Annotated in this window: 20 protein-coding genes; 11 read left to right on the forward strand and 9 right to left on the reverse strand. The window is 38.0% G+C overall.

The genetic code is table 11. From position 1 onward, the window contains the following. The first annotated feature begins 211 nt into the window (after positions 1-211). The 3 genes from CVD23_RS07140 to CVD23_RS07150 all read left to right on the forward strand — a co-directional run bounded on the left by CVD23_RS07140 (position 212) and on the right by CVD23_RS07150 (position 2,757). Complete coding sequence (locus CVD23_RS07140) at positions 212-1,135, forward strand: Kiwa anti-phage protein KwaB-like domain-containing protein (protein WP_101665594.1); 924 nt, start codon at positions 212-214, stop codon at positions 1,133-1,135. 20 nt (positions 1,136-1,155) lie between these two features. Then, positions 1,156-1,734, forward strand: coding sequence for a hypothetical protein (locus CVD23_RS07145; RefSeq protein ID WP_101665595.1), 579 nt, complete (start codon positions 1,156-1,158; stop codon positions 1,732-1,734). Positions 1,735-2,001: 267 nt separating this feature from the next. Then, positions 2,002-2,757 carry a hypothetical protein gene (locus tag CVD23_RS07150; protein WP_101578017.1) on the forward strand — a complete coding sequence of 252 codons (756 nt, stop codon included), beginning with the start codon at positions 2,002-2,004 and terminating at the stop codon, positions 2,755-2,757. Positions 2,758-2,934: 177 nt separating this feature from the next. On the opposite strand, the gene CVD23_RS07155 is transcribed toward CVD23_RS07150, so the two are convergent. Continuing rightward, complete coding sequence (locus tag CVD23_RS07155; RefSeq protein WP_101578018.1) at positions 2,935-3,261, reverse strand: DUF4257 domain-containing protein; 327 nt, start codon at positions 3,259-3,261, stop codon at positions 2,935-2,937. 284 nt (positions 3,262-3,545) lie between these two features. After that, positions 3,546-4,169, reverse strand: coding sequence for a transcriptional repressor LexA (gene lexA / locus CVD23_RS07165; protein ID WP_101578019.1), 624 nt, complete (start codon positions 4,167-4,169; stop codon positions 3,546-3,548). Between the two features lie 160 nt (positions 4,170-4,329). Here lexA and yneA point away from each other — a divergent pair, with 160 nt between their 5' ends. The 4 genes from yneA (at position 4,330) to tkt (ending at position 7,929) form a co-directional block, all read left to right on the forward strand. Continuing rightward, complete coding sequence (gene yneA, locus CVD23_RS07170; RefSeq protein ID WP_245917473.1) at positions 4,330-4,647, forward strand: cell division suppressor protein YneA; 318 nt, start codon at positions 4,330-4,332, stop codon at positions 4,645-4,647. Between the two features lie 14 nt (positions 4,648-4,661). After that, a complete protein-coding gene (locus tag CVD23_RS07175; protein WP_125928929.1) occupies positions 4,662-5,309 on the forward strand; it encodes a YneB family resolvase-like protein in 648 nt (215 codons plus the stop codon). Between the two features lie 125 nt (positions 5,310-5,434). Then, positions 5,435-5,668, forward strand: a complete 234-nt coding sequence (locus CVD23_RS07180; protein ID WP_101578021.1) for a DUF896 domain-containing protein — start codon at positions 5,435-5,437, stop codon at positions 5,666-5,668. A gap of 254 nt (positions 5,669-5,922) precedes the next feature. Continuing rightward, positions 5,923-7,929 (forward strand): transketolase, encoded by a 2,007-nt coding sequence (tkt, locus tag CVD23_RS07185; protein ID WP_101665597.1) that lies wholly within the window; start codon positions 5,923-5,925, stop codon positions 7,927-7,929. 94 nt (positions 7,930-8,023) lie between these two features. Here the strand turns inward: tkt and CVD23_RS07190 are convergent, their stop codons facing one another. The 7 genes from CVD23_RS07190 to CVD23_RS07220 all read right to left on the reverse strand — a co-directional run bounded on the left by CVD23_RS07190 (position 8,024) and on the right by CVD23_RS07220 (position 14,545). Beyond that, positions 8,024-8,308, reverse strand: a complete 285-nt coding sequence (locus CVD23_RS07190; RefSeq protein WP_101665598.1) for a hypothetical protein — start codon at positions 8,306-8,308, stop codon at positions 8,024-8,026. Positions 8,309-8,621: 313 nt separating this feature from the next. Then, on the reverse strand, positions 8,622-8,960 hold the full coding sequence (locus CVD23_RS07195) for a hypothetical protein (RefSeq protein WP_257988096.1): 339 nt from the start codon (positions 8,958-8,960) through the stop codon (positions 8,622-8,624). Positions 8,961-9,107: 147 nt separating this feature from the next. Then, on the reverse strand, positions 9,108-9,746 hold the full coding sequence (locus CVD23_RS07200) for a DUF2238 domain-containing protein (protein ID WP_245917475.1): 639 nt from the start codon (positions 9,744-9,746) through the stop codon (positions 9,108-9,110). 215 nt (positions 9,747-9,961) lie between these two features. Further along, positions 9,962-11,434: an alkaline phosphatase family protein gene (locus tag CVD23_RS07205; protein WP_101665599.1), complete on the reverse strand. Its 1,473-nt coding sequence runs from the start codon at positions 11,432-11,434 to the stop codon at positions 9,962-9,964. A gap of 126 nt (positions 11,435-11,560) precedes the next feature. Beyond that, entirely contained in the window at positions 11,561-12,277 is a 717-nt protein-coding gene (locus CVD23_RS07210) for an endonuclease/exonuclease/phosphatase family protein (protein ID WP_101665600.1), read from the reverse strand. 399 nt (positions 12,278-12,676) lie between these two features. Continuing rightward, entirely contained in the window at positions 12,677-13,573 is an 897-nt protein-coding gene (locus CVD23_RS07215; RefSeq protein ID WP_308314928.1) for a diacylglycerol/lipid kinase family protein, read from the reverse strand. Positions 13,574-13,642: 69 nt separating this feature from the next. Continuing rightward, on the reverse strand, positions 13,643-14,545 hold the full coding sequence (locus CVD23_RS07220; protein WP_101665602.1) for a YegS/Rv2252/BmrU family lipid kinase: 903 nt from the start codon (positions 14,543-14,545) through the stop codon (positions 13,643-13,645). Between the two features lie 168 nt (positions 14,546-14,713). Here CVD23_RS07220 and CVD23_RS07225 point away from each other — a divergent pair, with 168 nt between their 5' ends. The 4 genes from CVD23_RS07225 (at position 14,714) to CVD23_RS07240 (ending at position 19,146) form a co-directional block, all read left to right on the forward strand. Next, positions 14,714-15,937, forward strand: coding sequence for a zinc-dependent alcohol dehydrogenase (locus CVD23_RS07225; RefSeq protein WP_101665603.1), 1,224 nt, complete (start codon positions 14,714-14,716; stop codon positions 15,935-15,937). Between the two features lie 38 nt (positions 15,938-15,975). After that, positions 15,976-17,061, forward strand: a complete 1,086-nt coding sequence (locus tag CVD23_RS07230) for a class II aldolase/adducin family protein (protein ID WP_101665604.1) — start codon at positions 15,976-15,978, stop codon at positions 17,059-17,061. Positions 17,062-17,286: 225 nt separating this feature from the next. Continuing rightward, positions 17,287-18,105 (forward strand): prolipoprotein diacylglyceryl transferase, encoded by an 819-nt coding sequence (gene lgt / locus CVD23_RS07235; protein ID WP_101578029.1) that lies wholly within the window; start codon positions 17,287-17,289, stop codon positions 18,103-18,105. A 390-nt stretch (positions 18,106-18,495) separates the two neighbouring features. Further along, positions 18,496-19,146: a YkoP family protein gene (locus CVD23_RS07240; protein WP_101578030.1), complete on the forward strand. Its 651-nt coding sequence runs from the start codon at positions 18,496-18,498 to the stop codon at positions 19,144-19,146. Positions 19,147-19,215 lie beyond the last annotated feature (69 nt).

A 19,215-nucleotide genomic window follows, 5' to 3' on the forward strand; every position in this document is an offset into this window, starting at 1 on the left:
AACCCTTGACACTAATTTGGTGTTGAGGGTTTTTTTAATTATAGATACTCGGCTTGTCGATAGCTGCTCGATAAAATGCTCTTTATTATGAGGAGAATGGCGATGAGTACACAAAAAACCGGGATCACTATATATACAATTGCTCATTTTAATAATTTTTGCAGGGAATTTCCCCCTTTTATCGAAATATTTAGACGAAAGGGGGAAAAACATGAACGTAGCTGATGTTTTAGAATTATTGAGCGGACTAAATGACGACGACTTGGATATAAGATTATATTTTACAAGGAAAAGACCTAACGGCAGATATTTATCATTTTCTCCAACTATAGGAAGCCGGCTACAAATTGAATTAAAGAATTTAGTTACATCTGCTTTAGCAAAAGTTAGCGAAGTTGAACAGCGTCCTTTTAGCCCTGTTGGAACAATTGAAGGGTTTATAGAAACATACTCCCCTAATCAAGTAGCTAGCTTTAATGGCATACTCGAAAGTATGAATGAGGATTTAGTAACGCGAACAACAATTGATCCCGAAGAAGTAAGTAAATTAACGTTTTACTGTCTTAAAATACATATTGACAATAGAGGGGATGTCCTTTTTTTTAGACGAGTTACCAAGTTCAACAAATTAGCTAAGGGTAACGGGTTTATAGGCAGATTTGCTGCAGGCGATTTTGAAAAGTTAGACGATACATTGTTAGGGCTTGACCCAAATATTGATATTGTTATCTTCGGGGAAGATATGTTAATACTTAATCATATATCTCTGGAGAGAATCTTTTCAATTCAAGACCAATATCATGAAAGAGCTACTCAAACCCTTGATCTAGTTGGACGAGCAAATCGAATTAGAAATTTTGATCAATTCAGAGAAGATTGTCTATCCGATGGGAGAATTACAAGGGCATTAACAAAATTACTAACAGAGGAGGATAGAATTCATCAGGTTTTCGAGAATTTCGAAAACGTAATTCATGTTATTGATATATTTGACTTAAACATTGAACTGGTAGAAGAAAATACAATGCTAGTATATGAAGACAAATCTCAATTACTTGATATAACCAGACTTATGAGGGACTCGTTTTATCGGAGTTTGATTAACAACAGAGAAGGTGTTGATGAAGGAGTATAACAAGGTAAGGGTGATTGTCGATGGTTTCAGTACTGTTTAGAATTGGTTTATACGTATCATCGTTTTTTCCTCTTTATGTTTTACTAATTATTGATAACTACAATTATTATATATCTTGGACAAGAATAAAAAGTATACTCCTATTCGAACATGTTTTACCCTCTCTTTTCAGCTATTCGATCTTAGTTTTGATAGCTATATCTGTTTCTTCCCTTTTTATTATTATGAAGATTAATCTCAATGAAAAGCATCAGTTTGAAGGGATCAGCAAAACAGAAGATAACTTACTTAGTTATGTCGTAACCTACCTGGTTCCAATATTGTCTATAGATATAACAAAAGCAAATAGCTTGCTAGTTAACGCTGGGCTGTTTTCTTTATTGGGATTTATCTATGTGAAAAACAGCTTAGTTTACCTAAATCCACTTTTTTTGTTTTTTAGATATAATATTTTTCTGACAGAAAAGAATGAGGTATTAATTTCTAATATAGATATTTATGAGCTTAAAAGTTTGGAAGGGGAAAGAATTAGAACGAGGGTACTCAGCTATAAAATATATCTAATAAGAAAGAAAGATTCTGCAGTAGTCGAAGGTTAGCAGCCACCTATTGGGGTGCTTTTTGTGCCACGGGCAGTCGCATGGGTTTGCAAAATGTCCACACGAAATTTTGATTAATCGGATAAGTTGAAATACCTGTAATAAAAATGTAATAAAATATTAGCGAAAAACGATTCATATACCCATGAACCGAAAATTATAGTTAAAAATTCTTGAGTTATCAATGAAATATTTTTGTAAAATATGAGGCATTTTTAACCATAAACTCGTCTATATATGTAAAGAGAGAAAAGGGGAGTGATCAATTTGAAAAAAAGGTTAGTGGTAATGAGTTTTAGCTTTGCCTCGATTTTTTTAGCTGGTTCTTACCATTATTCTGCTGAAAATGGTTCCACGCGGACAGATTCTTACGAGACGAGAGTAATGGCAGATACCAATTCAACTCATTCATTAATAAAAAGTCAACAAAAAGACTATTCTGCACGTTTTTTTCAGGATGGCGTCAATAATCAACCTGGTGAAGTGAATTCCTCAGAGTTAACTGATGATAATAAAAGTAGCGTGGCAAAGCCTGACGCGATTAACAATATAAATGTTAATGAAGAAAAAGCGCCCGCAGTTGTGAATACCTCAACAGAAACTGTTAAGGACACCGTATACGTTGAGACCGAAATTAGGAAGTTGATCGATTCCTCACATTATCATCTTAGCAAGGGTGGGATCATTGGTTTGTTTGGCGTTGATTATGTAGAATTAGAAGGGGCCATGAATGGAAACAAGCTCTGGAATTTCAGCATTGGCGCGGTTGAAGGATATGAATACACACTGGATGGCGATGCTGTTGATGTAGAGGCACTTATGACTGATCGTGTTAAGTTCATCATCGTCTTTCATTTTTCAGACGATGCTGATTCGGTAAGCTATATTTCCGGTTACTATAAAGACAAGTACGGCGTTTTTCATGAATATGGCGTCTTCCCGGACGGATCATTTAAAGATTTATCAGAACACGGAAGTTATTTAGTGAATGCTGGTGGGGGTATAGAGCAAACTGGTTACTAAAAATCAATTCTTAGTTTGAAAGATTGAAGAAAGGTGATTCTGAACATGCGGAGTCATCTTTAATTTAGGTTAAGGCTCAAATTTGAGTTGCAATCTGGATGACAAGATCTACTTTTTTTCATTATTGGTTTCAAAAAAAAATCCGTTGAAAACCTCAACAGATTATAGTTCAGGCTATTATTCTTTTTTGCAGTTGTCCGGTTTTTTTTCGGGCAAAGAGTCTTGCTGCTCCTGCCATTGTATTAATTCTAATTTTCTGATCAGCGCTTCTCCACCTAACCCGGCGACAATCGAAATAAAGAGAACGTTCAACACTGAATTGATCCCCGAAGATAAAACGAGAAGAGCTGCCGACATTGCCCCCGTTAGAAAGTCCTCAAAAAACCCTAAATAAATAAATTTCTTTGTTTTCCGTGGCATGATCATTTTGCCCTTGCTTTTAACATGTCCAATAACCCCGGCAAGCCCACCAAATAACGTTGCGAAGACAATGTTTTCATACATACTTCCTTCACACTCCCACGGTCGAATATTTGGAAAGACCCTAGGTTAATTCTTGCTGTATATTTATTATAATTGTTTTCCTTTCTTGATAATATATGTAAATATATCGAATTTTCTGATTAATTTTTGTGGTCCATGATTACTATAAATGGCAAGAGACTGGATATAAAGATTCATTTCTGCCTTTTTTGTAACCTTTTGCACTAAGATATATTTAGTTGGCAAGAATAGTGTCACCAAAAAGCCAAAGCAAGCCATTCGGCTTGCTTTCTTTAACAAATAAATTAATGGATATGGCGGTATACACCGATTACCCTTCCAAGTATCGAGACATGGCGGAGGATGATCGGTTCCATGGTGGAATTTTCAGGCTGGAGGCGAAAAAAGTCCTTCTCTTTAAAAAAACGTTTTACCGTCGCTTCATCTTCTTCCGTCATTGCTACGACAATGTCCCCATTATTTGCGGTTTGCTGCTGCTTCACAATCACATAGTCGCCATCAAGAATCCCTGCTTCTATCATACTATCACCCATGATTTCAAGCATAAATACGTGATCATCCGCCGGAGCAAGCCGTTCGGGAAGTGGGAAGTATTCCTCAACATTTTCAACGGCTGTAATCGGCAGACCGGCTGTTACTTTACCGACAATCGGGACACTTCTCACATTAATCTGCGGAATGTGTGCTGCTTCATCTAACTCAAGTATCTCAATTGCACGCGGCTTTGTAGGGTCACGGCGAATGAGTCCTTTGCTTTCAAGCCGTGCAAGATGACCATGGACGGTTGAGCTGGAAGCAAGTCCTACTGCCTCGCCGATTTCCCGTACGGAAGGGGGATATCCCTTTTTTTTCACTTCTTCTTTAATAAAAGAAAGTATATCTTGTTGGCGTTTCGATAGTTTTGGCATAACTATGCACCTCGTTATGGTTATTGTTGAATTAAGTATAGCATGTATGTGGACAGTATACAAACATAAGTTCGAGTTTTTTTGTTGACATGAAACAAACGTTCGATTTATAATCAATTTAACAAATACGAACATATATTCTGAAATGGAGTGTTTTGAAATGGAAACGATGAGAAAACTATGGTCCAACTACTATTTTGCTATCCTGCTTATTTTGTTTAGTTTTGCTACAGCTTTATTAATTAACGGACCCGACGAAGGCGAAAACTATATGAAAATTAAAGTGGCGGAAGGCGACACTTTATGGACGCTATCGAACGAATTCTCAAATGAACACTCATTGTCGCCACAACAATTTGTCAGTTTAGTAGAAACGCTTAACGGTATCAGCGGGGATCTAATTTATCCTGGAGATGAAATTGTGATTCCCGTAGGTGAATCACCGGCGGATGATATTAAAATTTATGCCGGTGAATAAGGAGCATTAAAAAAATGAATGCTATTCTTTACAGCCGGGTCAGCACGACCAAAGAATCCCAGGAAACTTCCTTGCTGAGGCAAGAAGAAGAGTTAATCAATCTTGCTGAAAAATACAAATATCATATTATTGCTTCTATTAAAGAACGAGCAAGTGGTTATGAACTCGACCGGGAAGGAATCCTTCAACTACTCACCATCATCAAGCACAGCGATATTGACGCAGTTCTTATCCAGGATGAAACGAGGCTTGGGAGAGGCAACGCGAAAATAGCACTCCTGCACTGCATCTTCAAAGAAGGCGTGAAAATTTACAGCATAGCTGACAACGGTGAACTGCAATTGTCAGAGTCGGACTCAATGGTATTAAAAATAGTTGGCATGGTTGAGGAGTATCAACGGAAAATCCATAATATAAAAATAAAAAGAGGGATGGTCCGTGCCGTCAGCAAAGGGTACCGTCCTGAAAAGAATTTGAAAAACCTTGGCGTGAACTCAGGCAGAGACCGAATTGAGGTACCTATTGAGGAAATTGTTCGTCTGCGGAAAAACGGGCTGACTTTCGCTGAGATTGCAGCTACACTAAGGGGATTCGGTTATGAAGTGTCGAAGGCTACCACCCACAGACGATACCAGGAATATAGTCAATCGACAGAGTCATAGAGGCTTTTGCCTTGTCAAAAGTTCTTGTTTTTAGTATTATGACCATTAGTCTACAATTAAAAGCTGCTAGCCGCTGGAGTAAATGATATTTCCTCTTTAAAGAACTTTTGTAAAGGAGTTTTTCCATGCTGTCAAAAGATAAACTTGCCCGAATCAATGCACTGGCCAACAAAGCGAAGCAATCAGGATTAACAGAAGCTGAGGCAAGAGAGCAAACAACTTTGCGCAAAGAATATTTACAGTCCTTTCGTTCCGGAATGCTCAACACATTAAAAGGTGTCACGATTATGGATCCGAAGGGCAACGACGTAACACCTGCCAAACTAAAAGAGCTCCAGAACAAAAATCGCCTTCACTAAGATATAGATCAGGGATGCAAAACAATGCATTCCTTGTTTTTATTTTTTTAGGTTGTGTGTATTACCCTGCAGAAGCTGAGCAATGTGGAAATGATATAATCGAAAGTAAGCATTGTGCATATTCAGATTAATTGTGTCAAAAAATAAGAAATAGTTGTTTTTTTTGAGAAACCGATGAACAATTGGTTGTTTAAAAATTTCAATCACTATAATATTAAGGTTGGGAATCAACATACAAGGAAGGGATGTATCACATGTTTGATAAAATTGATGAGTTATCAATAAACTCTATTCGCACACTTTCAATTGATGCTATTGAGAAAGCAAATTCCGGTCACCCGGGCTTGCCAATGGGCGCAGCACCGATGGCTTACACATTATGGACAAGGTTTATGAACCAAAATCCAGCGAATCCGGATTGGTTTAATCGCGACCGTTTTGTTCTGTCAGCTGGACATGGTTCGATGCTCTTGTACAGTTTGCTACACCTGGCCGGTTATGACCTATCGATTGACGATCTGAAACAATTTCGCCAATGGGGCAGCAAAACGCCGGGACATCCTGAATATGGCCATACAGCTGGAGTAGAGGCGACAACAGGCCCGCTTGGACAAGGCATTGCGATGGCAGTTGGTTTGGCCATGGCTGAACGTCATTTGGCTGCCGTTTATAATAGAGGAAACTATGAATTAATTGATCACTATACATATAGCTTATGCGGTGATGGGGATTTGATGGAAGGTGTTTCGGCAGAGGCGGCATCGCTTGCCGGGCATTTAAAACTTGGCCGTATGATAGTTCTTTATGATTCAAATGATATTTCGCTTGATGGAGACCTTAATCGCGCGTTCTCTGAAAGTGTTGAAAACAGATTCAAATCTTACGGATGGCAGTATTTGCGTGTCGAAGATGGAAATGATCTTGATGCCATTGCAAAAGCTCTTGAAGAAGCAAGGCAAGACACAGAGCATCCAACTTTAATCGAAGTTAAAACGATTATCGGGTTCGGATCGCCTAACAAATCCGGGAAATCGGACGTGCATGGTGCACCGCTTGGACCGGATGAGTTAAAGCTTACGAAGGAAGCCTATAAATGGACGTTTGAAGAGGATTTTCATGTACCGGAAGAGGTTTATGCCCACTTTAAGCAACATATTGCTGATAACGGCAGCAAAAAAGAGAGGGAATGGAATGAGTTGTTCTCCCAATACAAACAGGATTTTCCGGAACTTGGAAAACAGCTTGAACTAGCAATAAAAGGAGAGCTTCCGGAGGGCTGGGATAAAGACCTGCCAGTTTATGAAGAGGGATCAAGCATAGCAAGCCGCGCATCCTCGGGAGAAGCATTGAATGCCATTGCGAAAAATCTTCCTTTCTTCCTTGGTGGTTCAGCTGACCTTGCCGGTTCGAACAAGACGATGATTAAAGGGACAGGCGATTACACGCCTGACTCATATGAAGGCCGCAACATTTGGTTTGGTGTACGTGAATTTGCCATGGCAGCAGCACTGAACGGAATGGCGCTTCATGGCGGGCTTAAAGTTTTTGGCGGAACGTTCTTTGTTTTCTCTGACTACCTGCGTCCGGCGATTCGCCTTGCAGCGTTAATGGGATTGCCTGTAACCTATGTATTCACTCATGATAGCATTGCAGTAGGCGAAGACGGTCCGACGCATGAGCCAGTTGAGCAACTGCCTGCACTTCGGGCAATGCCGAATTTATCTGTGATCCGCCCGGCAGACGCCAATGAAACTGCTGCTGCCTGGAAGCTTGCTGTCGAATCAACAGACAAGCCGACCGCGCTTGTCTTGACGCGCCAAAACCTGCCGACGTTAAAAGGTTCTGTTGAGCATGGATATGAGGGAGTTTCAAAAGGTGCCTATGTCGTCTCTCCTGCTGGAAAAGATGTGCCCGACGCACTCTTGTTGGCTTCAGGATCTGAAGTAGCCCTGGCCGTGAAAGCCCAAGAAGCACTGGCTGCAGAAGGCATTGACGTTTCCGTTGTAAGCATGCCGTCATGGGATCGTTTTGAATCACAAAGCAAAGAATACAAACAAAGCGTGCTCCCGAAAGAGGTCAAGAAACGCCTTGGCATCGAAATGGCTGCTTCTTTAGGATTCCACCGTTACACAGGCGATGAAGGCGATGTATTGGCGATTGACCAATTTGGGGCATCCGCGCCTGGAGAAAGAATTATCGAAGAGTATGGTTTTACGGTTGAAAATGTTGTCGCACGTGTAAAAGCGTTGCTGCAAAACTAATTTATAAGTGCATCCTCCATCGGCGAGGATGCACCAAATATAAAAAGAGCGTCGATTTTTGTCGATGCTCTTTTTATGTCCTTTTTGATATAAGTTATTCCCTCAAATTTAACTCTTCAGCTTTTTTCCTCATGTAAAGACCTAATTTGACTAATCCCATCGCGATAATCGAAAGAACGGCGTTAAAGAAAATCGCGAACAGAGCTAATTCATTAACAACCTCAAAATATAAAGTATAAAAAAAGCCTGCCAGCATGATCAATAAAACTACAAAAATAAAATGCATCCTTTGACATATAAACGTAATCGCCCCGCTAATCAAGAGGACCAAAGAACCCATGATAAAAAAATGAAGACTGAAAATAATCATAAACTCCATAAAATTTCCACCCCTTTTTCTATAAAAAGGCAATTGCTCATTTTAATTTACCAGACTTCCACCAAAAATTTCTCCAAGCTTTGCTTTTTTGCCCTTTTTCCTTCCAGCAAACTTATAGCTCAATGTAAAAATAAATGAATAGAAGTTTCGAAAGCTGCTGCAAAATTTACTATTCTTTTGAAGGTACAACTGGTTTCAGTTGCAAATTAATCTTCTTGAACATTCAAAAGCTGACACGAAAAGATTCGGTGTCAGCTTTTGAATGTTCATAGGATTACAAGACATAATCTTTAGGAGGGTTTCAGACAATTTGTCACCAGTATGGGTAGTAATAAGGGAACGGTACAAAAAATGGGAAAACAAAGAATGAATACGGATATCGGCGGCGCCGATATCTTCTGTACCTTCGTCTGCCATATCCTCCAAATTGTCTATCATCATCTTCAACATCTTCTGGCACTAACATAGTTATGCCGCCATCGTCCATACTATCGAGAATTCCGTCCATACTGGAACCGTCACTTCTATGTCCAATAACATGATAGCTCATGTATTTCTTGCATAGGCTTTTGATATCTCTATAATCTTGGTCTGCCAGGTGCCCAAAGTTTGGTTGTTGGTTTTCTAATCGAAAACCGTTGTTGTGATCCATAAGCATTCCTCCTTTTCATTCCTAAATTTATTCACCTAGTTTAAAAGTGTTACTGGAGGAATTGACATATCTTTGGTTCAACAAAACACAGCGGAAAAGTACATTACAAAGCTTTTTTCAGTCGTTTTTGCACCTGATTGTTTCGTTTTAATCATTTAATTCTTTTTTCATGAGGCGGTTATGTAATTTTGAGAAGAGGAGTAATGCAAGAATGGAACCAATCAAGGCAAACGACATATCCCATTGTGAATCCCAGATGTCGCCCTGATTACCCAGAAAGTCTTTAGATGCTTTTCCTCCCTTTGTTATCACAGAAACTAACCATTCAATGATTTCATATAAAGCAGCGAGTGCAAGGGAAATACTTGTCACAATGGTAAATAACCAGGCCCCTGTTGTTAACGGTGTTTTTCGTAATAATATTTCTCTTATGACTATCACAATCAAACCCTTTATTAAATGTCCAAACCGGTCGTAGTGATTTCGTTTTAAATCATAAACGTCTTTTAACCAATTAAATAGGGGAACTCTTGAGTAAGTATAATGACCGCCGACAAACATGATGATTGCCAAAATTGCGATAATGATATATGAGAGGGTAGTGAGACGAAATTTATTGTATGTCGCAATCGCGATAATTAGACCCACAACGGCAGGTCCCACCTCCATTGCCCACGTCAAATAACCGCCTGTTGGTTTAATCATTGACCATATAAAAATTGCCGTAACCAACAATAATAGAAATAAATGAATCGAAGTACCCTTACCTTTATTCACTTCTTTCACTCCTTTATCAAATGGCTATTAACAGTATTTGATAATTAATCCTATTCAATACAAGAGCATGATGAACTTATTAAGAAAGAGAATAAATATACTTGATAATAGCCTTGAAGAAAAACGAAAAAGTCCTTGAGAGTGTTTGAAGTTTAACTAAAATAAAGGTAATACAAAACACGTTCAGTGAATTGTTAGGATAACCTGATTGCTCGAAGTTCACTTCATTGAATTAACGACAAAAGCCAATGCTTTATATCTAATGTGCGTAAGTACTTCGGTGTTGACTCGGTACCTGCAATGATCATTGAAATAACAGAATCTTGTTTGTGTAAGCCTCCGTGACTTGCACCACCCACATGAGTAGGAGAACCTTCACCTATGAATTCATAGCCAGGTTTCGCACTTGCAATCATGTATTCACCTTCATGTGAGAATAATGATGCATATAACCTTGCAAAAGCATCGGGGTAATCCCCAAATTCAATTTTTTTGTTCGAAATGGTGAGATCCAATATTTCTTTATTCCCTTCAAAAGACCAGGATTGTCCATATTGATCCACAAAGTCTCCTTCAGGTTCAAAATGAAGGTGTCCATTATGAATTCCGGATGTAACAGTTATCGTGTTTCCTTTTTTAAATGCAATGACATCAATTCGGTTATCTTTTTGCAGGATATTTGCTATATCACTTAAAGGTACCTTTTCAGTGTTAAGAGAATAAATATAGGACATCCTCTCGTTAACACCAAGAACAATTTGGTCTTGTGGCGTAATTCCTTTTTTTAACTTTACTATTTTGTATGAACTTAAAAGCTTTCTTAAATCAATTAAAGCTTCATGACGATTTTTATCGATCCATGCTTGACCATTATCTCCAAGAATAATCCAAATGTTCTCGGTCAGAGCATCATTCCATGTTTCATATTGATTTAAAATTTCTTGCAAATTCTGATCAATCTTATGGATACCGTTTATATCTTTTCTTCCGTTCTTATGTATGCTTTGATCTAAATTGGGAAAATAAGCAATCGTGAAGGGCGGAAGTTTATGCTCGTTTATAAGATATTTCAATTGGTTTGCTGAAAAGTTATCATTAAAGCCATATTTTTGCCAAAAGAAAGAGTTCTTTTTTAAATGATTAAACCGGTGTAAAGCTCCATACGAAAACAACTCTGGAGAATAAGTTATTTGCTCTTTTTTCATGCCTGTTAACAAAGATAATAAAAAGGGTACTTTCAATATGTTAGGTTGACTTCCCCTATATATAAGCGTGTTGATTGAAGCCGTCTTGATTCCTTTATCTTTTAAAATTTCATGGATCGTTTTATGCTGCTTGCTTAAATGCTTATTATTCAAATTATAAAGGATATCTTCCATGGATTGCGTCAGTCCCAGTTTTAAAAGCTCCCTTACATGACTTCCGTAATTAATAATTCTTTTTTCGTTTTGATCATACCAAACCAAGCCTGGGACTTTATGTTTATTGCAGTACACTCCAGTTAATAATGTGCTGTCGACATTGACTGACATAGTTGGAAATGGACTGACAACATCGGGAAAGTAACGGCCGTTTTCAATAAAAAATTGTAAAGCAGGAGCTTGTCCACTCTTTACGGCAGCTTGTACAGTCGAACCCATTAATGTGTCAATCAAAAGCAGGATCACTCTTTTTTTCTGAGAAAGGGGTGATGTCATCATTTATCTCCTCACTAAAAAACATTAATTTCTTGTTTTATTATGGATTGTCGCACATGAAATTATTTGAGCATTTTTTCATAGTCGTCCATAGAATTCGTTTATTGCGGCAATATTCTCTTCATTCTATTGACTGAATAAAAGCGTTGCTTTTAATGGCAAATGGTCAGATGCATGCGGTAGATTTGATATCACTTCTGCATCATCAACCTGAAAAGAAGGGCTAACGAAAAGGTAGTCCAATCTTAATTTTGGTCGAAGAGATGGATAAGTAAATCCAGTTCCATTACCCGCATGATCCCATACATCGTGGAACTCAGTAGTCATTTTTCTCCAACCTCTTGACCCGGGCTTCATATTCCAATCACCCATGATAATCATAGGATGAGAATTTTTATGTAACTGATTGACAATAAAATTTATTTGTTTCCTGTGAAGAATGGGATTAAGACTTAAATGCGTGACATTAATATCAAATAACTTTTTGTTGTGCTCAACAGTGGCGGTGAGCAATGATCTTCCTTCAATTAACCCGGGAATGAAATTAAATAAGTAACTCTTTTCTGATACGATCGGAAAGCGGGACAAAAGAGCATTTCCATACTGTCTCTTTGTGGTTGTTTGTTTAGACGTCAAAGTGAGAGAGGGGCTGAAAGCATGATACATATTTAATTGTTGTGCAAGCCACATACTCTGGTCTAGATAATCACTTCTCTCAGAATAATGTTTATCAACTTCGTTCAGGCCAATGATATCTGCATCACTTTTTTCAATTACTTTGGCTGTTCGGTGAAGATCTATTTGCTTATCCATACCTTTTCCATGGTGAATGTTACATGTCATGATCTTAAACTCCAAAATATCTCACCTCGAATTTACATTAGTTTTATAAAATAAAAAATCTCAAGACGAAGATAATACGTTCTAAAACCCGATAAGAATAAAATAGAAATTTTAAGGAGCCTGAATAGCAAATCCTTTTTTTGATCAACTTAAAATGATTCCATACTTTCAATAATATGGACAGACAAACTTCAAATCAAAGAAAGGGGTGTTCAAACAGATCATGATTGAGATTATTAAGGGGTTTATTCAAACAATAAACCGAATGTTCGTGGCGCTAGTTGAATTTGACTATGACGAAGCCTTGGAAAAAATGAAAAAAATAAATAACTTTTAGCGAAGAAAGCCCTAATTTCAGCCTTTGATGAAACACGGGTTTAGCCTCTTTATACGTATTCTCTACAAGACGTATAATGCGCATGGTTTTATTGTAATTCGGGCAGGAGTTTGTCCAATTACTTCGCCATCCCCGTGTACCAACAATGCCGAGGAGGAATAAATCTCTAACTGCTTTCCTTTAATGATCTTTATCGATGGGGAAGAGGTATGTTTTCCTTTAAAAACTAATGGAAATATACAAAGGAGTTCCCACTTGGACATCTCTTGAACAATACATACATCAAAAAACCCATCATTACTTTCTGCCTCTGGACAGATCACAAGTCCTCCTGCGTAAAAAGGTAAATTGGCTACGGCAATTAGCCATGCCTTTGGAATGTTGTGGAGTTTATTATCAATGATTAAGGACATATCCATTGGTTTATAGCGAAGCAGCACATTTAATGCACTAATAATGTAGGAAATGCGACCCATTCGGATCACATTAAAGAATTTTTTGTATTTAGATTCATTCGCTAATCGTGCTACTTCCCCGTCAAATCCTATTCCTGCAACTGTACAAAATAATGTGGAATTTACTTTTCCAATATCGATAATTTGGGGTTTTCCGCTTAATATACGTTCTAAAGCTCTATCATGTTTGAGCGGAATGCCCAGTCCTCTAGAAAAATCATTTCCTGAACCAGCTGGGATAATTCCTAAAGGTATATTCGTGCCGACTAATCCATTGACCACTTCATGGATAGTCCCATCCCCACCAACTGCCACCATCACACTCACTTTTTCATTATGAATCAGTTCTCGAACTAATGCTGTGGCGTGTTTTGGCTTTTGAGTAAAATGAACACAGTAAAAGACGTTTTTTTCTTTGAGCATTTTTTCTATTTGATACCAAACTTTAAGAGCTTTTCCATTACCCGAAGCTTTATTAACAATAAAACAAAACAAAAGTCTCACCTATCTATGGTTTTTAACAAAATTATAGCCAACTTTACTTGTGAAAATACATTCTTTAAATAGGGAGTTTTATTTATCAGTTGAGCAAAAAACACGAAGGTGCTGGGGCAATACTTTAAAATGCAGGCTTTTCACATAAGCTTTTTCTCCATCAAGATTGAGGGCGATGCACTCTGGTATCGTAAAGCAACCCGATTTTATTTTAGTATGATTTATGACTGATGAATTGTCAGGAATGTTAAGCATTTTTGCAAGTAATGAAACAAGCAGCTGTAACCGATTGGTTTTTTTACACGTAATCAGATGAAAATAACCATCATTTTCAGTTGAATTCTTAATTAGATGTTCAAATGGACCGACGGAGTTTCCATTCATAATTAAAAATAAACAGATATCCGAAATCACTTGGTCGGAGGAAACATCAACGGATATTGCATCCGACTGTTTTGTCAAAAAAAATGTTTTAAGAAAATAATAGCAATAGGCCCATTCACCAAAATACGATTTGAAAGTTGGAGGTGTTCGATAGGTTATATCCGACAACCATCCTGCTGCTGCAATGTTGGCAAAGTAGCGGTTTCCAAATTTTCCGATGTCAACTTGTTTAGTATTACCTCTTTCAATAATTGAAAGAGCTTCCATGGGGCATGACATCCCTAAATATTTTGCAAGCTCATTGCTCGTTCCAAATGGGAAAACTCCTACAGTTGGTCTATATTCTTCTTCAGCTAACAATTGGATTGTCTGGTTTACTGTGCCGTCTCCTCCGGCAATAAAAATCGCATCCCATCTGCTTTGGCATGCATTTTTAATAGCTTTAACCACATCTTCGAACTCTGCTGGCTGCTGAATCGTGATTCGATAACCCATTTCTGTAAGTCTTTGTATTAGTAAAGGAAAGTCTTTGTGAGTTGCCTTTTTCCCGGAAAAAGCGTTATAAACCATTAAAGCCTGTTTGTTTACTGTATTCATTGTCCAACCTCCGACCAAAAGAAAAATTCTTTGACCAATACTTATTTTTCTTTTTTTCCTTCAAAAATACTCAGAAGTTCTTTCCATATTTATCAAAAACATGAATAGCCAGATACCGATATGGAAAAATTATTGACTATAACGTTTGAAGAAACTAGGTGATTAGTGTTGAAAGCTTTGCAATTCGATTATAAAGTCCCTCGCTACATCTTCAGTAAAATAACGGGAAAGTTATTTCCGTCTGTTTATTGGGATTCCCGGCTATCCTGTTTAAAATTTCTTGAACAATCGGAGCCGGGGCTTCCCAATGAACATTGGGTTAAAGTAAAGGTGAAATATGGCGGTATTTGCGGCAGTGATCTTAATCTTATTTCTTTAAGGGATAGTCCTGCTACCTCACCATTTGTTTCGTTTCCTTTTACGATTGGGCATGAAATTGTAGGAACAATTGTGGCAGCGGGTTCACAAGTTACTGGTTTGAACAGGGGAGATCGAGTAGTAATAGATCCAATCTTGTCGTGTGTGTCACGAGGAATAGCCCCTCCTTGTCCCGCTTGCCTTAAAGGAAATTTTAGTTTGTGTGTCTATAAAACTGAAGGAAATTTATCCCCGGGACTGTTAATAGGAACCTGTCATGACACAGGTGGGGGATGGGGTTCATATATTGTGGCTCACAAGAGTCAAGCTTTTAAGCTCCCTGCAACCGTAGATGATTTAAACGGAGTGATGATAGAGCCTTTTAGCTGCGCTTTACATAGTATTTTAAGGAATCGACCTGGTAAAAGCGACACCGTCTTGGTTATAGGAGGAGGGGTGATTGGGCTCTGCGTTATTGCTGCTATTCGAGCACTGGAAATCCCGTGTAACATTGTTGCTTTGGTGAAACATGATTTTCAGGCCGGGTTGGCATCCAATTACGGGGCAAACAAAATAATCTTCTTGCGAAAGCAAACTTACGTTGGGGACCTAACAAAATCTATTAAAGGACAAGTATTAAAGCCGCTTTTTGGTCCTGAAGTGATACAGGGAGGTGCGGATATTGTATTTGAATGTGTTGGGAAAAAACAGAGTATCAATGATGCACTGCGGTTTGCAAAAAATGGTGGAAAAATTGTGCTGTTAGGTCTTGCCGGGATCATGGACGGAATTGATTGGACCACAGTGTGGCTTAATGAGTTAAATATCAAAGGAAGCTTCGCTTATAGCACAGAAGTATTTCAAGGAAAAAGAAAACGGACGTTTGATATTGCAATTCAGTTAATGCATGCTGGAAAACTGGATCTATCACCATTGGTCACTCACAGATTTCCATTAGAAGAATACCAAAATGCTCTTAGTACTGCATCAAATAAGAAAAATACTGCAGCAATCAAAGTAGTTTTTGAACCGTAAACGATGATGATCTTAATAGAAATTTGGAGGAAGACAATATGAATAACTTTGCGATAACAGGTACCAAAAAAACTCCTTTCCTGACATGGTATATGGAAGGATTAAGAGAAAAATTTTCGAACGAAGGATATACATATTGTAAAGAAACAGTCGATGATATTAGGATCGTGTTTAATGTCATCGATCAAGAAAAACCACGTCCATTTCGTCGAAAAGCACAGGCGACTTTTGTTATCTCAATACTTGAGACAAATGAAGAACCTGAGAATATCTTTGAAGCTGCTTATCCATATCTAATCAGGTCATTAGCCAACCATTTAATGTTTATCATAAACACTAAGGAAAAAATGGATGTTTATTTTATTACTCCTGAACAAGGATTTTACAAATTAAGTTACCAAAATAACGCGGAAGACTTTTTCAAAAAGATTTATGAAAGATTGGAACCGGTGGCATCAGCTCAATTAGTCATCGACAATGAGTTTGCAGAGGATCTGGATGAAAATTTATGGAATGGTAACGAAATTACAAAAAGAATGTACGTATCAGGTAAGAAATTGGATGAAATGAATTTATTACCTGCACCATTTCCACTTGAAAAATATTTATCATATCGTGATATGCGTCAGTTGAAAAAATTATATGGGATTGGCGGTCTAAGCTATGGTAATCTTAGCAGCCGTCACGATGACAGGGGATTTTGGATGAGCGCAAGTGGTGTCAATAAAGCGAATATGCGCGTAATAGGACAAGATATTTTATATATTAAAGGATTTAATCCGAAGAAAAATGCGATGGAAATAAGTGTTCCACCTTCTATTTCTCCAAAAAGAGCATCAGTTGATGCCATTGAACATTGGATGATTTATAAAGAACATCCAAAAGTGGGGGCTATTGTTCATATTCATGCATGGATGGATGGGGTAAAAGCCACTGACATGAATTATCCTTGTGGTACGATACAACTGGCAGAAACTGTAGCCGACCTGGTACGAAATGCCGATGATGCTTCAAGGACGATCATTGGTCTTAGAAATCATGGTTTAACCATTACAGGGCGTGACTTAAGTGACATTTTTGAACGTATTGAAGGAAAAGTCATTCCCCAAGTACCGATGGGATAAAAAGTTTAGGGAGGCCAAACAAATTATCTAGCTGATATTATAATTAGAAACTTTATCATCTGTGTTCGACCGGGCAGGCATGAATGTCTTTTGTGAAACAGATGTGTATGCTTCAGTATAAACCAGGATGTTAAATGTCAGACAAGCCATGAATGCCGTTTAACCCTAATTTCAACTACAAAAACGATTTGAAATGACCAAAATTGTAAAAAAAAGGGTGAGAATATGGAAGTAACGATTGAATCGATTGATAGGGTTGCAATCGATCTCGGTTTTATCCAACTTTACTGGTACGGTGTTATTATCATTTCCGGTGTTCTTCTCGGCCTGTGGCTCGCCATGCGTGAGAGCGAACGACGAGATTTACCAAAAGAAACCTTAGCTGACCTCGTCATTTTTGCCGTTCCGATTTCGATCATCGTTGCCCGCGTTTACTATGTGATATTTAAATGGGATTATTATGTCGAAAATCCCGGCAAAATAATCGCTATCCGGGAGGGTGGGTTGGCCATGCACGGTGTACTAATCGGTGCAGTGTTGACGATATTCGTGTTTTCGAAGCTACGGGATATTTCCTTCTGGAAACTTGCCGATATTTTGGCACCAAGTCTGATTCTCGGTCAAGCAATCGGACGCTGGGGAAATTTTATCAATCAAGAAGCTCATGGAGGACCCGTCTCGCGGGAATTTCTCGAAAGTATGTATTTGCCCGATTTTATCATTAACCAAATGTATATTAAAGGGACTTATTTTCATCCGACTTTTTTATACGAGTCTCTTTGGAATTTTGCTGGATTTATTGTGTTGATGTCCCTCCGCAGGACAAATTTAAGGCGTGGTGAATTGTTTTTAACATACATCATTTACTATTCATTCGGCCGTTTCTTTATCGAGGGAATGAGAACAGATAGTTTAATGCTTACAGATTATTTACGGATGGCACAAGTCATTTCTGTCGTTTTAATCTTTGCGGCCATAATGATAATATACTACCGCCGTAAAAAAGGATATGCCGATATACGTTATTTAGACAAAAGCATGTAATAGACAAGAAACAAACGAAAGAAGTGGCCCGTTGTTGTTATACGGGTTCAGACATATGTTGAAAGCATAAAGCAGGAATTTGGATATCCTGCTCTTTTGCATTTCTGTTGAAACCTGATTGCTTTCACCTATAATGAACAGAACATTAACCTCAGAAATGCCTTTTTCTTGTGAATTTAAAAATACGATCCTCTTACAATTAGACTACAGATCAGGTAAGAGTGATTCAATTCATCGTTGACAAAATGCTTCCTTCTCCCTGGAACAATAACATTAATTTACCTTTTATTTCAACACAACCTACAATTTCCACCTATATTTACTCATCGACTTAGTCAAAATAAAACAGTTATTAAAGAACTATGTAACATATTTGCAAGGAGAATGACAATGAGGCTGAGACATTACTTTCTATTGGCATGGAGTATAATTGATCCGGTGTACTTTTTCCTTTCTCGCTTAAATTATCTTGACCGAACGGAAGAAAAAGCCGCCATATTTCGGGTAAGGCTAACTCGCTATAAAGGTCGTGAAGTCGTTTTGGCGGATGGAACAAAGATAAAGAAAAATGATGTTCTAATAAAGATACATTTATACAACGTTCGTTTATTAAAAGAGCTGCAACATATTGAGAATGATGTTAAAAAGGCGGTGATCCTGTATAAAAAAGTAAAAGAGTCGCTGCCTTATCTTGCGCTATATGTTCATCAGCATAAAAATAACCGAGAAATTAAAGGAATCATCGGCATTACAATGATAAACAAAGGGTGCGAACGATTAGGATTTGAGCCTCATGCAATTTCGAGTCGCCCGTATAAATGGATAAAACAACTGGCACTCTACCCAATTTATCTCCTTTCAAAGTCGGAAATTCCCAGGGGTAGTAAAAGGCCTGATCCGTTGTATTTATTTATTTCAAAGGACAGTTTATTAAAAAAATACAGAATCCATAATCACTTGATGGAAGAATCTCCATTAATCGAGACGAAAAAAGTAATGACCGGTGTACAACAATGCCAAACGAAAATGGTCAAGCCATGATAAGCGACAACATTGGAACCCGATATGGAAAGAAAAAATGCTGATGGGGTTCAATTTAAGGGTATAAGA

The organism is Bacillus sp. V33-4, from assembly GCF_002860225.1.
GTDB classification, from domain to species: Bacteria; Bacillota; Bacilli; order Bacillales; family Cytobacillaceae; genus Bacillus_BJ; species Bacillus_BJ canaveralius.

Excerpts from the sequence above, each read along its gene's own strand:
- CVD23_RS07140 (WP_101665594.1), top strand. The coding sequence starts at position 212 with ATGAACGTAGCTGATGTTTTAGAATTATTGAGCGGACTAAATGACGAC.
- CVD23_RS07145 (WP_101665595.1), top strand. The coding sequence starts at position 1,156 with ATGGTTTCAGTACTGTTTAGAATTGGTTTATACGTATCATCGTTTTTT.
- CVD23_RS07155 (WP_101578018.1), bottom strand. The coding sequence starts at position 3,261 with ATGTATGAAAACATTGTCTTCGCAACGTTATTTGGTGGGCTTGCCGGG.
- lexA (WP_101578019.1), bottom strand. The coding sequence starts at position 4,169 with ATGCCAAAACTATCGAAACGCCAACAAGATATACTTTCTTTTATTAAA.
- yneA (WP_245917473.1), top strand. The coding sequence starts at position 4,330 with ATGGAAACGATGAGAAAACTATGGTCCAACTACTATTTTGCTATCCTG.
- CVD23_RS07175 (WP_125928929.1), top strand. The coding sequence starts at position 4,662 with ATGAATGCTATTCTTTACAGCCGGGTCAGCACGACCAAAGAATCCCAG.
- CVD23_RS07180 (WP_101578021.1), top strand. The coding sequence starts at position 5,435 with ATGCTGTCAAAAGATAAACTTGCCCGAATCAATGCACTGGCCAACAAA.
- tkt (WP_101665597.1), top strand. The coding sequence starts at position 5,923 with ATGTTTGATAAAATTGATGAGTTATCAATAAACTCTATTCGCACACTT.
- CVD23_RS07190 (WP_101665598.1), bottom strand. The coding sequence starts at position 8,308 with ATGGAGTTTATGATTATTTTCAGTCTTCATTTTTTTATCATGGGTTCT.
- CVD23_RS07195 (WP_257988096.1), bottom strand. The coding sequence starts at position 8,960 with ATGGATCACAACAACGGTTTTCGATTAGAAAACCAACAACCAAACTTT.
- CVD23_RS07205 (WP_101665599.1), bottom strand. The coding sequence starts at position 11,434 with ATGACATCACCCCTTTCTCAGAAAAAAAGAGTGATCCTGCTTTTGATT.
- CVD23_RS07210 (WP_101665600.1), bottom strand. The coding sequence starts at position 12,277 with ATGACATGTAACATTCACCATGGAAAAGGTATGGATAAGCAAATAGAT.
- CVD23_RS07220 (WP_101665602.1), bottom strand. The coding sequence starts at position 14,545 with ATGAATACAGTAAACAAACAGGCTTTAATGGTTTATAACGCTTTTTCC.
- CVD23_RS07230 (WP_101665604.1), top strand. The coding sequence starts at position 15,976 with ATGAATAACTTTGCGATAACAGGTACCAAAAAAACTCCTTTCCTGACA.
- lgt (WP_101578029.1), top strand. The coding sequence starts at position 17,287 with ATGGAAGTAACGATTGAATCGATTGATAGGGTTGCAATCGATCTCGGT.
- CVD23_RS07240 (WP_101578030.1), top strand. The coding sequence starts at position 18,496 with ATGAGGCTGAGACATTACTTTCTATTGGCATGGAGTATAATTGATCCG.